This window comes from Streptomyces pyxinae (genome assembly GCF_024756275.1).
Taxonomy (GTDB): Bacteria; Actinomycetota; Actinomycetes; order Streptomycetales; family Streptomycetaceae; genus Streptomyces; species Streptomyces pyxinae.
The window spans coordinates 182,119-196,243 of sequence record NZ_JANUGQ010000009.1; the positions used below are offsets into that span (position 1 = coordinate 182,119).

Annotated in this window: 10 protein-coding genes and 1 pseudogene; 5 read left to right on the plus strand and 6 right to left on the minus strand. The window is 74.5% G+C overall.

Features of this window, described 5'->3' with window-relative positions; all coding sequences use genetic code 11:
* Positions 1 to 6 precede the first annotated feature (6 nt).
* The 3 genes from NX801_RS13340 (at position 7) to NX801_RS13350 (ending at position 1,704) form a co-directional block, all read left to right on the plus strand.
* Complete coding sequence (locus NX801_RS13340) at positions 7 to 420, plus strand: roadblock/LC7 domain-containing protein (protein WP_030980891.1); 414 nt, start codon at positions 7 to 9, stop codon at positions 418 to 420.
* A gap of 95 nt (positions 421 to 515) precedes the next feature.
* A complete protein-coding gene (locus NX801_RS13345; RefSeq protein WP_258787832.1) occupies positions 516 to 1,142 on the plus strand; it encodes a DUF742 domain-containing protein in 627 nt (208 codons plus the stop codon).
* Positions 1,123 to 1,704, plus strand: a complete 582-nt coding sequence (locus NX801_RS13350) for a GTP-binding protein (RefSeq protein WP_069978110.1) — start codon at positions 1,123 to 1,125, stop codon at positions 1,702 to 1,704. Before NX801_RS13345 ends, NX801_RS13350 begins: the two co-directional genes overlap by 20 nt.
* A 271-nt stretch (positions 1,705 to 1,975) precedes the next feature.
* Here NX801_RS13350 and NX801_RS13355 read toward each other — a convergent pair whose 3' ends face one another.
* The 3 genes from NX801_RS13355 to NX801_RS13365 form a co-directional block, all read right to left on the minus strand.
* Entirely contained in the window at positions 1,976 to 2,173 is a 198-nt protein-coding gene (locus NX801_RS13355; RefSeq protein WP_258787834.1) for an acyl-CoA carboxylase subunit epsilon, read from the minus strand.
* Between the two features lie 107 nt (positions 2,174 to 2,280).
* A complete protein-coding gene (locus NX801_RS13360; protein WP_258787836.1) occupies positions 2,281 to 3,864 on the minus strand; it encodes an acyl-CoA carboxylase subunit beta in 1,584 nt (527 codons plus the stop codon).
* A 188-nt stretch (positions 3,865 to 4,052) separates the two neighbouring features.
* On the minus strand, positions 4,053 to 6,452 hold the full coding sequence (locus NX801_RS13365) for a polysaccharide lyase 8 family protein (RefSeq protein ID WP_258787838.1): 2,400 nt from the start codon (positions 6,450 to 6,452) through the stop codon (positions 4,053 to 4,055).
* A 623-nt stretch (positions 6,453 to 7,075) separates the two neighbouring features.
* Here NX801_RS13365 and NX801_RS13375 point away from each other — a divergent pair.
* A complete protein-coding gene (locus tag NX801_RS13375) occupies positions 7,076 to 8,098 on the plus strand; it encodes a hydroxyacid dehydrogenase (protein WP_258787840.1) in 1,023 nt (340 codons plus the stop codon).
* A gap of 27 nt (positions 8,099 to 8,125) precedes the next feature.
* Here NX801_RS13375 and NX801_RS13380 read toward each other — a convergent pair.
* A pseudogene (locus NX801_RS13380) lies at positions 8,126 to 11,212 on the minus strand (endo-alpha-N-acetylgalactosaminidase family protein); the annotation flags it as partial.
* A 204-nt stretch (positions 11,213 to 11,416) separates the two neighbouring features.
* Between NX801_RS13380 and NX801_RS13385 the strand changes: the two are divergent.
* On the plus strand, positions 11,417 to 12,073 hold the full coding sequence (locus NX801_RS13385) for a YceI family protein (protein ID WP_258787841.1): 657 nt from the start codon (positions 11,417 to 11,419) through the stop codon (positions 12,071 to 12,073).
* A 139-nt stretch (positions 12,074 to 12,212) separates the two neighbouring features.
* Here NX801_RS13385 and NX801_RS13390 read toward each other — a convergent pair whose 3' ends face one another.
* A complete protein-coding gene (locus NX801_RS13390) occupies positions 12,213 to 12,512 on the minus strand; it encodes a hypothetical protein (RefSeq protein WP_258787842.1) in 300 nt (99 codons plus the stop codon).
* Between the two features lie 154 nt (positions 12,513 to 12,666).
* Positions 12,667 to 14,040 carry a hypothetical protein gene (locus NX801_RS13395; RefSeq protein WP_258787844.1) on the minus strand — a complete coding sequence of 458 codons (1,374 nt, stop codon included), beginning with the start codon at positions 14,038 to 14,040 and terminating at the stop codon, positions 12,667 to 12,669.
* Positions 14,041 to 14,125: the final 85 nt, after the last annotated feature.

The window sequence follows — 14,125 nt, forward strand, 5'->3', positions numbered from 1 at the left end:
AGCCCGATGAGCCAGGCGGCGCAGAATCTGAACTGGTTGATCACCAACTTCGTGGACAACACCCCCGGTGTTTCCCACACGGTGGTGGTCTCCGCCGACGGACTCCTGCTGGCGATGTCCGAGGGTTTCCCCCGCGACCGTGCCGACCAGCTCGCCGCCGTCGCCTCCGGACTGACCTCGCTGACCGCGGGGGCGTCCCGGATCTTCGAGGGCGGGGCGGTCAACCAGACCGTGGTGGAGATGGAGCGCGGCTTCCTCTTCATCATGTCCATCTCGGACGGCTCCTCGCTGGCCGTCCTCGCCCACCCGGACGCCGACATCGGTCTGGTCGGCTACGAGATGGCGCTGCTGGTCGACCGGGCCGGTACCGTCCTCACCCCGGATCTCCGTGCGGAACTCCAGGGTTCTCTGCTCAACTGACAGACAGGCCGTGCGTTTCACGCCACCGCGCCATAGGGTGCGGTGGCGCGGCTCCACAGGGACATGGACCGCGACCGGCAGTCGGAGGAGGCAACGTGGCAACACCCCCAGGCGGACACCATCCGTACGATCCGTACGACGGTGCCCAGCGGGCCCACGGTGAGAACGGGCAGAACCGCTTCAACTTCCCCTCGGCGCCCAGCGGTCACGGACCGGGCCACGACCCGCGGCAGCAGCAGCCCTACCCGCAGCAGCAGCCGTACCCGCAACAACAGCAGCAACCGCCGTCGTACGACCGCCCGTTCGACCGGGCGGCGGCCCAGCGCGGCCGGCCGGCGCAGCAACGCCGGCGGGCGGCACCGGCGCCCCCGGCGGGCGGCCACAATCCGCTGGTGCGTCCGTACGCCATGACCGGCGGCCGGACCCGGCCGCGGTACCAGCTCGCCATCGAGGCCCTGGTCTCGACCACGGCCGATCCGTCCCGGCTGCACGGGCAGTTGCCCGAGCACCAGCGGATCTGCCGGCTCTGTGTCGAGATCAAGTCGGTCGCCGAGATCTCGGCACTTCTCTCCATTCCCCTCGGCGTCGCCCGGATCCTCGTCGCCGACCTGGCGGAGGCCGGCCTTGTCGCCATCCACCAGCCCGGCGGCGACGAAACCGCCGGCGGACAGCCAGACGTGACACTGCTCGAAAGGGTGCTCAGTGGACTTCGCAAGCTCTAGCGGCGGTGCAGCCCGCTCAACCACCAGCGCGAAGATCGTGGTGGCGGGTGGGTTCGGCGTGGGCAAGACCACCTTCGTCGGCGCCGTCTCGGAGATCAACCCGCTGCGCACCGAAGCCGTCATGACCAGCGCCTCCGCCGGCATCGACGACCTCACCCACACCGGCGACAAGACCACCACCACCGTCGCCATGGACTTCGGCCGCATCACCCTCGACCAGGACCTCATCCTCTACCTCTTCGGCACCCCCGGACAGGACCGCTTCTGGTTCATGTGGGACGACCTCGTCCGCGGCGCCATCGGCGCCGTCGTCCTCGTCGACACCCGCCGCCTCGCCGACTGCTTCCCCGCCGTCGACTACTTCGAAAACAGCGGCCTCCCCTTCGTCATCGCCCTCAACGGCTTCGACGGACACCAGCCCTACACCCCCGACGAAGTACGCGAAGCCCTCCAGATCGGCCCCGACACCCCCATCATCACCACCGACGCCCGCCACCGCGCCGACGCCAAGAGCGCCCTCATCACCCTCGTCGAACACGCCCTCATGGCACGACTGCGGTAACGAGGTCCCGTCCCTCCCCCGGCTGCCACCGCCGCCGGGACCGGCCGCCGCACGGGACGCACGCCACGGGCCCGTCGCACCTCACCGGTGCGACGGGCCCGCGCTGTTTCCCGTACCGGCGCGGCGGTACGACCCGGCGGTGCGGCGGTGACGCGCGGAGGCGGTACGGCGGCGGCGCGGTGACCCGGCGGTACGGCGAAGGCCCCCGGTGCCCGTGGCGATCGCCGAACGGGTACCGGGGGCCTTCGGTGGCAGCGGGGCCGGGCCGGGGTCAGCCCTGCCAGGAGTGGGCCGAGCGGAAGCCGGACTGGCGCTCCAGCCGCCGCCAGCCGGCGGTGGAGCGGGCCGGGCCGTGCGCGGCGGCGGCGGGGCGGGCGTTGGCCCGGGCGAGCAGGACGGCGGTGATGGCCGCGAGCTCCTCGGGGTCGGCGTGACCCTTCTCGACGCGGAGGAGGGAGGCGTTGGTCACAGAGTGCTCCTCGAAGGGGCCGGCGGGGCCGGCCGGATCGGTGGCCCCCGCGCGACCGGGACGGGACCGGCGGGGCCGGTGGGTCCCGGTGGCGGGGCGGAAGGCTGTTACTGGGGCGGGTTGCCGTGCTTGCGGGACGGCAGGTCGGCGTGCTTGGTGCGCAGCATCGCCAGCGAGGAGATCAGCACCTGGCGGGTCTCCGACGGGTCGATGACGTCGTCCACCAGGCCGCGCTCGGCGGCGTAGTAGGGGTGCATCAGCTCGGCCTTGTACTCCTTGACCATGCGGGCGCGCATGGCCTCGGGGTCCTCGGCGTCCGCGATCTGCCGGCGGAAGATCACATTGGCGGCGCCCTCGGCGCCCATCACGGCGATCTCGTTGGTGGGCCAGGCGTAGGTGAGGTCGGCGCCGATGGACTGGGAGTCCATCACGATGTAGGCACCGCCGTACGCCTTGCGCAGGATCAGCGAGATCCGGGGCACGGTGGCGTTGCAGTAGGCGTAGAGCAGCTTGGCGCCGTGCCGGATGATGCCGCCGTGCTCCTGGTCGACGCCGGGCAGGAAGCCGGGGACGTCCAGCAGGGTGAGGATCGGGATGTTGAAGGCGTCGCACATCTGGACGAAGCGGGCGGCCTTCTCGGACGCCTCGATGTCCAGCACCCCGGCCAGGGTCTGCGGCTGGTTGGCGACGATGCCCACGACCTGGCCGTCCAGCCGGGCCAGCGCGCAGATGATGTTGCGGGCCCAGCGCTCGTGGACCTCCAGGTAGTCGCCGTCGTCGACGAGCTCCTCGATGACCTTGGCCATGTCGTAGGGCCGGTTGCCGTCGGCGGGCACCAGGTCGAGCAGGACGTCGGAGCGGCGGTCGGCCGGGTCCTCGGCCGGGTGGGACGGCGGGTTCTCCCGGTTGTTGGAGGGCAGCATCGACAGCAGGTAGCGGACCTCCGCGATGCAGGTCTCCTCGTCGTCGTAGGCGAAGTGCGCCACGCCGGAGGTCTCGGCGTGCACATCGGCGCCGCCCAGGCCGTTCTGGGTGATCTCCTCGCCGGTGACCGCCTTGACCACGTCCGGACCGGTGATGAACATCTGCGAGGTGTCGCGGACCATGAAGACGAAGTCGGTCAGCGCGGGGCTGTAGGCGGCGCCGCCGGCGCACGGGCCGAGCATCACGCTGATCTGCGGGATGACCCCGGAGGCGCGGGTGTTGCGCTGGAAGATGCCGCCGTAGCCGGCCAGCGCCGAGACGCCCTCCTGGATCCGGGCCCCGGCACCGTCGTTGAGCGAGACCAGCGGCGCTCCCGCCGCGATGGCCATGTCCATGATCTTGTGGATCTTGGTGGCGTGCGCCTCGCCCAGCGCGCCGCCGAAGATCCGGAAGTCGTGCGCGTAGACGAAGACCGTACGGCCCTCGACCGTGCCCCAGCCGGTGATCACACCGTCGGTGTACGGCTTCTTGGCCTCCAGGCCGAAGCCGGACGCCCGGTGCCGCCGCAGCTGCTCGACCTCCCGGAAGGAGTCCGGGTCCAGCAGCAGCTCGATCCGCTCCCGCGCGGTCAGCTTCCCCTTCGCGTGCTGCGCCTCGGTCGCCCGCTCGCTCGGCCCGCGCCGGGCCTCTTCACGCAGCGCGTGCAGCTCGGCCACGCGCCCACGGGCGTCGGTCGCCTCACCCTGGGTTTCGTCCACAACGGTCATGGATCGACCTTACGGACCCGGACAAGAAAATCACGCCGTCGACTCCGTACAGTCTCGCGCCGGATCTGCTGTGAGCCCCGCACAGAACCGTCGGCGAAGGCAGCCGAACCACCAGCCGGAGACGGTGATCTCTTGTGGGGTTCCCACAAGGGCCACCCGGAGTCTGCCTGGAGGTCGCCCGGGGACGCTCAGAGGGCGACCGAGCAGTGGTGTCCGGCGCAGGCGGTGCCGGGCGCGATCCGCAGCCGCAGTTCCCGGCCGGCCGCCAGTACGGTGACGGAGGGGTCGGCGCCGAGCACCCGGCGGACCGGGCGCCGCCAGACCAGCTCCACCGGGGCCCCGGTGCGCGGCGGCTCGGCCAGCCACACGGTGGCGGTCCGGCCCCGGCGCCGGACCAGCACGCTCGCCGCCCCGGCGACGGTCAGCGCCCCCACCGTACCGGCCCGCCAGAAGTTGGCGGCGGTCAGCCCCAGCCGCCGCACGGCGATCCCCTGGCGGCCGGCGGTGTTGGCGAGCACGGTGTACCGGTACGGGTCACGGGCCCGGGCGGCGGTGCGGGCACGCCCGGCCCCGGGCAGCAGGACGTACGCGTAGCCGGCGTCCACCGGGTCGGTGCCGTGGTCGAGCCAGAGGGTCAGATAGCGGCGGGTGCGGCGCTCGGTGGAGCCGGTGCCGTTGATGTCGCGCCAGGCGCCGGTGCGGTCCTCGCGCAGGGTGCGCAGCGCCGCCGTGCCGCCGGGCAGCAACCAGCCGCCGTGGCCCTCCAGATGGGCCCAGCGGGCGCCGGTGGTGAGCCGCGCGGTGCCGCCCTCGCCCAGGCAGCGGTTGTCCACCACCGTCTCGACCGGCACCCCGTCGGCTGCGGTGATCCCGGCACCCAGGCAGATCACCGCGTCGTCCGTGAAGAACCAGGACTTCCGGGCCTCCAGGGTGGAGCCGAGGCCCCTCAGGTGCTGGCCCACGGCGGCGTACTCCCCGTCGGAGACCCCGCCGGTCCAGCGCACCGGTGGCTTGGGCTCGCCCCACTCGCCGCCCGCCCGGTCCGGCAGCCGCCGGGTGGAGACGGTGGTGCCGGGCAGCCGGTACCAGTCCACGGTCGGCCAGAACCAGTCGGTGTACTGCGCCCCGTTCCCCGGCCCCCACCAGGAGAGCAGCCCGGCCCCGGTGTGCCAGCCGCGCGGGTTCTCGCCGTTGCCGCACTCGTAGGACGCGATCCGGTCGGAGGCCATGGCGAGCGAGGCGGTCCAGCGCGGGCGGCGGTGGACGGCCCGGTCCATGGCGGCGAAGAGCCGGTGGCCGACCGGCTCCGGTGCGGGGGCCGCCGGTCCGCCGGCGACCGCCCGCAGCCGGGCGAGGTCGGCCGTCCCGAACTGGCCGTCGGTCAGCACCGGGCTCACCGTGTCCCGTTCGATCCACCCCTTGACCAGGCCGTGCCAGCGCTCCCGCTCGGCCGGGCCCGCGCTCTCCGCCAGCAGCGCGATCGCCGCGACGACGGCATGGCCGTGGTGGTGGTCCCCGCGCAGCAGCCCGCGCGGGTCGTTGCGGGAGATCCCCCGGCTGATGGCCCGTCCGCTGACGCAGTCCATCATCAGCCCGTCGTGGACGAGCGGCGCGAAGGCGTGCTCCACGCTGTCCAGGACCCGCTGCCGCTCCGGGTCGGTGACGGCCCAGGGCGAGCCTGCGAGCAGCGCGAACAGCCGCCCGAGCCCGTCGAGCAGCACCTGCCCGTACGTTCCGGTGTACGGCACCCAGGTGTGCTGGACGAAGCTGCCGTCGGCGTAGAGCCCGTCGCCGGAGGTCACGTACGGGAAGACCGGCGAGAGCGCGTCCCGGGCCAGCGCCAGCTTGCCGGGGCGGTGGCCGAGGACGCCGCGCAGGGCGACGGAGCGGCAGAGGTCCACCCGGTTGGCGCCGGTGGAGGTGCCGCTGTAGTCGCCCAGCATGCTGTCCGGGACGAAGTGGTCGACGGCGGCGGTGGCGGCGGCGATCCGGTCCCCGGTCAGCTCGGGCCGGAGCGCGGCCACGATGTCCATGAGCAGCCGGGGGCTCCCGATCTGCCACTCCCACCAGTTGCCGTACCGGGTGGTGCCGGGGTGGTAGATCCGGGCGGCGAGGTGGTCGAGCCCGCGCACCACGTCCGCGAGCAGCCCCCGGTCGCCGGTGTGGCCGGTGCCGGGCTGGACGTAGGCCTGGGTCATCGTCCAGAGCCGCTGGTAGCTCTGGGTGATCCCGGAGGGCGGGTCGAAGGGGAGGCCGGGCCAGAGAGTGGTGGCGGTCGGCGCCATGGTGGCCCGGTACCCGGCGGCGAGCCGGCCGGTCTCCGCGAGGCGGCCGGCGTACGGTTCGGCGGCCGGGTCGTAGCCCGCGCCCAGCTGGAGGGTGAGCCAGCGGACCCGCAGCTCCTCGAAGACGGCCGGGTCGGCCGGGTCGGCCTGCGGGGCGGGTGCGCGGCCGGCGCCCGGCGGCGGGACGGCGGCCGGGGGTGCCCAGGAGCCGGCGGCACGGGCGCCCAGGGCGGCGGAGGAGCCGGTGGCGAGGAACCGGCGGCGGGACCAGCGGGACGAGCCGGACGGCGGGCGCGGCTGCACGGGGACCTCCAGGGTCGGGCGGGGTGCGGGGCCGGGGGTGCGGGACCGGGGGCGTATCGGGCAGTGACCGTACGGGAGGGCGGAGGGCGCGGTCGTACGGGCACGGCCGGGTCGGCCCAGCCGTACCACCGTCCGCGCGCCGCGCCAAGGGCGCCGGGCAGGGCGCGAGGAGCGCGGGCGGGCGGTTCCGGCGGGGAGCACCCGTACGGAGGAGGTCGCGGAGGAGGGCCGGGAGCCGGTGGCGGCCGACGGCGGGTCACCCGGGTGGCGGAGGACCCTTGTCGGGGTCCGACTGTCCGGTCGTCCGGCTGCCCGGCTGCCCGGCTGCCCGAGGACGGAGTGGTGCGCGCCCGGCGGGGGCCCGGATCGTGGCGCCGCCCCGGCGGACGCGGCCGGGGCCGCCCGCCGGACGGGGTCATCCCCTCTTGACGCCGACCGGTCGCGGCCGAAGGGTGTCCTCCACCGGCCTCCCCCTTCCTCCTCTCCCCGCCTTCTCGCCCCCCCCTCCAGATCCTTCCCGGTCCCCTCCGGACCCCTTTCCCAGCCCGCCCCCGGCCCCTTCGCGGGCGCTCCCCCGGCCCCCGGCCGCCTTCCCGGCCCCTTCACACAGGAGCAGCAGCACCATGCGAACCGAGACCCCCCGCCGCCCCCGGACGGTCCTGGCGATGGACCCGCCGGTCCGCGCGGCGCTGTTCGACGAGGCGGCGCTGGCCCGGCTGGTGGCGCTCGCGGAGACCGATCCGGCGCTGGTGGTACGGGACTTCGCCGATCCGGCCGCGGCCGGGGCGCTCGCCGGAGCGGAGGCGCTGTTCACCGGCTGGGGCTGCCCGCCGCTGACCGCCGCCGCCCTGGACCGGATGCCCCGGCTGCGTACGGTGGTCCATGCCGCCGGGTCGGTGAAGGACCACATCACCGACGCCTGCTGGGCGCGCGGGCTCACGGTGGCCACGGCGGCGGCCGCCAACGCGCTGCCGGTGGCCGAGTACACGGTGGCCGCCGTCCTCTTCGCGGGCAAGCGGGTCGCCGCCGCCCGGCACGCCTACCGGGAGCGGCGCGGCCGGCTGGACACCCTCGCCCTGCTCGCCGGGGCCGGCAACCACCGCGGCACGGTCGGTGTGGTCGGCGCCTCCCGGATCGGCCGCCGGGTGATCGAGCTGCTGCGCCCGTACGACCTGCGGCTGTTGCTGCACGATCCGTACGTCTCCGGGGCCGAGGCGCGCCGGCTGGGCGTCCGCCCGGTGGACCTGGCCACCCTGGCCCGGTCCAGCGAGGTGGTGACCCTGCACGCGCCCGGACTCCCGGAGACCCGGCACCTGTTCGACCGGGAGCTGCTCGCCCTGCTGCCCGACGGGGCGACCCTGGTGAACACCGCCCGGGGCTGCCTGGTGGACACCGGGGCGCTCACCGCCGAGCTGGTGGCGGGCCGGCTGAGCGCGGTGCTCGATGTCACCGAGCCCGAGGTGCTGCCGGCCGGCTCCCCGCTCTACGACCTGCCGAATGTGCTGCTCACCCCGCACATCGCGGGCTCCCTCGGCAATGAGCTGCCCCGGCTCGCCCAGGCGGCCCTGGACGAGCTGGAGCGGTACGCCCGGGGCCTCCCCTACGCCGACCCGGTCCGGCCCGGCCGGCTGCACCGGTCGGCGTAGCGGCCGGGGTCAGTCCCCGGCGGCCGGCGCGCACACCGGAGCCTCCCGCGCCGGGCCGAGGTCGGTGACGGTGAAGTCGTCCAGCACGAAGTCGGCGCCGGCCGGGGCGCCCGCGCGCTTGCGCAGACCGGTCCAGGTGTCGCCGCAGCCGGGCGTCACCGTCTCGGTGAAGCGGGCGGTGGTGCGCTGCTGCCCGATCGGGGTGCGCCGGGTCTCCACCGAGCGGCCGTCCGCGTCGTACCCGGTGACCCACTCATAGGCCCCCGGGTGGCTGGACTGGTGGGCGTACTCGATCCGGTAGCGGTGCCCGGGGGTGAGCGGGACGGTCCAGGGGGCGGTGCGGTAGACCAGTCCGGCGTTCTCCTCATGGGACTTCAGCGACCACTCGCCGGCGAGCACGTCGTCCACCAGCTTTCCGTTCCAGCCGGCCTGGGTGTAGGGGGCGTGCAGCCGGGCGAGGTGGGTGCGGGGGTCGTTGGTGCCGCCCGCGTCGCCCTTCAGGAACGGGCCCCAGCCCTGGTCGACCGCCTCGAAGTCCTCGGTGCCGGAGGTACTGGCGGCACCGGGCGCGCCGGGTGCGCCGGGCGGACCGCCGGCCGGGGCGGTGGCGACCAGCCGGACGTCGTCCACCCGGACCCGGGCGCCGCTTCCGCCGGCCGCCGTGACGGAGAGGGTGGTGCGGCCGTCGCGGGGCGCGGTGAAGGCGACCTTGGCGCGCTGGAAGGACGTACCGTGCCAGTCGGAGGCGGCGATCCGGTTCGGGACGGTGGAGCGCTCCACGGCGACCGACGCGCCCCCGGCGGCGAGGGTGGTCCGGCGGGTGGCCCCCGGCTGGACCTCGATCCAGGCGGAGGCGGTGTACCGGGCGCCCGGGGTCAGTCCGGTGATCCGCTGGGCGAGCCCGGCGGGCGCGGTGCCGGTGAGCGCCGCGCTGTTGCGGCCCGAGTCGTCGGTGTGGCGGGTGACCGCCCCGGTGGTGCTCCAGCCGCGCAGCCGGGCGTCGTTGAAGCCCGGGTCAGCCACCGGGGTGGACTCGCCCCAGCGCGGGTCGGCGGGCCGGGGCGCGGCGCCCGGGTGGAGGACGTACGCCTGGCCGGCGGCCGCGGTGAGGGTGATCCGGCCGTCGGGCCCGGGGCGCACGGTCCCGGTGCGCACCCGGCCGTTGTCGGTGAGCCGGTGGACCGTGTACGGCCCGCTGCCCGGTGGCACCGCCCACCTGCTGGTGCCACCCGACTTGTTGTAGTGGTAGAGCTTCCTGCCGCCGTCCCAGGGCAGTAGATAGCGGTCGCCGTCGAGCACCGTGCGGCCGTGCTCCCGGAAGGTCCGCCGGCCGTGCTCCAGAGTGCCGCGCACCCCGCCGGTGAAGGTGATCTCCTGGTCGGTCCAGCGCAGGATCCGCTGGTGCTGGAGGTACTTGGCGGGGAGGTCGCGCTGCCAGACGTTGGCGGTGAAGGCGGTGTGGTCGTTCTCGCCGGTCCAGCCCTCGAAGTCGGCCAGGGCGGTCTGGCCGAGGATGGGGTGGTCGTTCCAGACGTCCTTCTCGCCGTTGCGGATGAAGCGGATGATCCGTGAGTTGAGGCCCTTGTTGGTGGCGCCGCCGTAGTCGAGGTCATTGGCCCAGTGCGACCAGAGCGAGGCGTGCTCGAACTTGTCGGCCCACTCGGTACCGACGGTCCAGCCCTGTTTCCGGGCGGCCCGCAGGGTCTCGTCCGCGATCCAGCCGTGGGTGTGATAGACGTCCACATAGAGGAAGTCGAGGTTGCGGTCGGTCTCGTCGCGCAGCCGCTGGAGGCGGCGGGTCAGGTCGCCGCTGGTGAGGTCGCGGCGCTGGTCGATGGAGTAGCTCTGGTTGAGCCAGTTCCAGCCGGGCCTGGCCTTGTCGACCAGGGTCTCGCTGAAGTTCCGCGCCTCCGGGTAGGACTCGGTGGCGTTGATGTGCACCCCGAAGTCAGCGTTCCACTTCTTCCCCTGCCGCAGCAGGGAGTTGAGGTCCTTGAGGCCGCCGGCCCGCTCGTTGTAGTTGCCGCCGTAGTCGGGGTGGGCGGAGTCGTGGCCCTCGGCGCCGTACCCCTTGAGGATCGCCAACTGGCCGAGCCCGTCGGTCTCCAGGGAGATCCGCTTGATGTCGTCCAGGGTGCGGGCGAAGGGATGGGTGGCCTGACTGGCGAAGTTGAACGGGATGTGGGTGATCACCCGGTCCGGGGTGCCCGCGCTGCCGGGGGCGGTCCGGCCGATGGTGCGGAAGGCGACGGCGGCGTCCTGCCAGTCGACCACCCGGTCGCCGTTGGCGTCCGGGGTGACCACCACCTTGGCCCAGGGCAGGTCCTCGCCGCGCTCCGGCTCGGGTGCCCCGGCGGCGCGGTAGGTCCACTGGCCGGACCAGACGCCCACCCGTACGCCGCCGCCGTCCCCGGCGCGCACCGCCTGGTGCCAGAGCCGGGCGTCGTCGCCGTCGGTGGGCCCGGCGGGCTTGTCGTAGCTGGAGTTGGACTCCACGGCGGCGGCGAGCGAGCCGGTGTTGACCAGCGCGTACGAGGCTCCGCTCGCCACCGCCTCGGGCGCGGTGTCCGGGCCGACCGCCGCGAACACATCGGCGGTGCGGGTGGAGTCGGGATCCAGGCGGGTGAACGCGGTGGCCGCGCCCGGTTCGCCGGAGCCGACCGAGACCAGGTCGTGGCCGGGGATGTCCAGGGTGCCGACCCGGAACGCCGGGGTGTCCCGGACGGCGGTGATCCGGAAGGTGGTGGCCCGCCCCGACACCCCGAGGGAGGCGTCCAGCTCCACCCCGGGCAGCGCCGGGAAGCCGAGCGTGTACCGGGCCTCGGCGCCCGTGACCACGGGTGCCCCGATGGGGCGTACGTCGTAGGGGGTGCCGTTGAGGGTGACCCGGGTGACCGGCCGGGTGCTGCCCAGCAGCCGGGCGCCGGTGGCCCGGTCGGTGTACGACAGCACCCGGGGGAAGTCCCCGGCGACGGCGACCTCCAGCTGCCCGGAGCGGAGCACGGCGGCCCCGGGCGGGGGCTCGGCCGACCGGGCCGCGACCGGCCCGGCCAGGGTGAACACGACGGCGGAAGCGGCGGCGAGTGCGCACGCCGCGCGGATTCGTGGCGACATGCGGTCCGGAGTAGCCGCCCCCTCGGAAGACCGTCAACGCGTCTCCCGCCGGCCACCGCCCCCAGTCCAAGCCTCCGGGCGCTCAGTCCAAGCGGATCCGGAAGCACCGGAGCCTGATGGTTGAAAGTTAAATGGAATGCCGCTACGGTCGAATCAGTTGAACGATGAACGAACGACGTCGTATCGAGAATGGGGTGCGTTCCCATGGGTCTCTTCCACCGTGACAGCCGTGACAGCCGTGACAAGGCGGCCGTCACCGGCACGACCGCGAAGGACACCGCCGCGACCGGTGCCACCACGACCGTCGTCGATCCGGCGCTCGCCGCGCTGACCGGCACGTACACCGTCGACCCGGCCCACAGCGAGCTGGGCTTCACCGCCCGGCACGCCATGGTCACCAATGTCCGGGGCTCCTTCACCGATTTCTCGGGCACGCTCCGGCTCGACGGCTCGGACCCGGCCGCCTCCAGCGCCTCGATCGACGCCCGGATCGCCTCCGTGGACACCGGCAACGCCGACCGGGACACCCATCTGCGCAGCGGCGACTTCTTCGACGCCGAGCAGTTCCCGGAGATGACGTTCCGCTCCACCGGCGCGGAACACCTGGGCGGCGACGACTTCCGCCTCACCGGTGACCTCACCCTCAAGGGCGTCACCCGTCCGCTCACCATCGACCTGGCGTTCAACGGCTCCGCCAAGGACCCGTTCGGCAACGAGCGCGTCGGCTTCGAGGGCCGGGCCGAGCTGCTGCGCTCCGAGTGGGGGCTCACCTGGAACGCCGCCCTGGAGACGGGCGGGATGCTGGTGAGCGACAGGATCAAGCTGACCTTCGACATCTCGGCCGTCCGCGACACCGCCTGATCCCCCGGGCGATCCGGGCGACCGTACGCCCGCCCCCTGGCCGACCGTACCGGGTCCGGCACCCCGCACCCGGGGCGCCGGACCCGTCGCCGTACGCCCCCCGCCCGGGGCGGGTCGGCACCGTGCCGGAGGCGGCGCCTCAGCCGCGCACGGGCTCCGGGACGAACGGAGCCATCTCGACCCGTGCCACAGGCAGGCCCAGCTCGGCCAGCCGCTCGACGGCCCAGGCCACGGCCTCCTCCAGATGCGGTGCCGTCACCGCGCAGGGGAACCGGACCCCGTCCGGGTCCTCCTCCCAGCCGATCTCGCCACCCGCGAGGGCGTCCGCGTGATCGAACCGGTCGGACTGCGCCTCACCCGGCCGTTCGCCGGGGTGCAGGGTGAACGACCAGACGCGGGTGTCCGCCGTACGGCCAAGTGCCTTTACCGACATGGTCATCGCCCTCCCTGTGGCTCGCGCGGCGGTCACCGCGCCCACGGGGAGGAACGAGCACCGGGGTGGACAGGGCACGGCCCCGGGCGGGGCGGGGGCCGACAGGGCACGGGCCGGGCCACAGGGCACGATTCGGCCCCGGGCGGCGGCGCCCGGGTGGCTAGAAGCCGCCGCCGCCGAAGTCCCCGCCACCGCCACCGAAGCCCCCGCCGTCGCCGCCGAAGCCGCCTCCGTCACCGAAGCCGCCGCCGAAGTCGGAGGGATTGAAGTCGCCGCCGGAGAAGTCACCGCCCGCGTAGTCGCCGCCGTCGAAGCCGGGGCCGCCGTAGTCGGCGGCGTACGCCGGGGTGGAGAGCATCGAGCCGAGCAGGGTGCCGGTCAGCAGACCCGGGAGCATGCCGCCGCCGAAGTAGCCGCCCGCCCAGGGGCCGTACGCCGGGCCGGCCTCCCAGTAGGGGCGGCGGCCCCGGTCGGTCTCCACGGTGCGGGCCATCGGGTCCCGGCCGTCCCGCAGCCGGGCCGCGTCGGCCGCGCAGACCGGCACCTCGCGCACCGCTCCCCCGTCCGGCGCCCACTCCGCCTCGGTCGCGGCCGGTCCGTGGCGCGGGTCGAAGAAGCAGGGGGCCCGCCGCTCGGGAAGCGGGCGGCCCTCGCGGCGGGCGGCGAGGACGGCGAGCGAGAAGCGGCCGTCCTCCAGCGCCTCGGTCACCCCGCGCACCTCGCCCGGGTGCCGGGCCCCGGCCATCCGGCTCTTGGCCTGGTCGTAGGCGTCGAGGGCCCGTTCGTAGTCGGCGCGCATGGCGTCGTCGGCGCCCTTCTCGGCGGGGTGGAAGTCCAGCCGGTCCAGCTCCTCGCCGAACGCGGTGATGTCCTCGTCCACCACCACCCGGAGCCTCGCCAGCTCCTCTGCCTCCCGCTCGGCCTTCCGGCGCCGGTTGCGGCGGACCACGGCGTACGCGGTCGCCCCGCCGGCCGCCGCCACCGCGCCCACGGTGACCAGGCCGGCCACCGGCACACCGCCGTCGTCGCCGGGCACGCCGGACCAGCTGTCCGGGGCCGAGCCACGGGTCTGGGGCAGCACCTGGTCCACGAAGGAGTTCAGCTCGGCGGTGGCGGAGACACCCGGCTGCCGTACGGCGGTGACCACGTTCTGGACCGCCCGGGACGGCATCACCGAGCGGTCGGCGCCGGCCGCGAACCGGTCGCCCAGCCGGATCGCGTAGAGCCCGGTGACCCCGGTCTCGGCGCGCAGGTTCTGGAGCAGCTTGGCCTCCGGGAACGCGGCGGTGGCCGGCAGCACGGCCACGAAGACCGGCTTGTCGGCGTTCTTGATCCGCTGGGCCAGGGCGTCCGCGTCGGCCTTGGGCAGCTGGTCGGCGGCGCCGGGGTGGACGTACACCGGCCCCTTCCGCAGCGCCTCGGCCACCTCGGACAGCCCTGAAGCCCGGGCCCCGGCGCCGGGCGCCAGGGCGAGCAGCAGCAGAAGCGTCAGCCCCGCCAGGGCCGACAGCGAGATGAGCGGCCTGGTCCTCATACCTCGACGCTACCCGAATGGCGGTAAAGGAGACATGTGTGCGGGCGGGAGTGTGCTGGGACCCGAGGGGCGGCCGGGGTGCCGA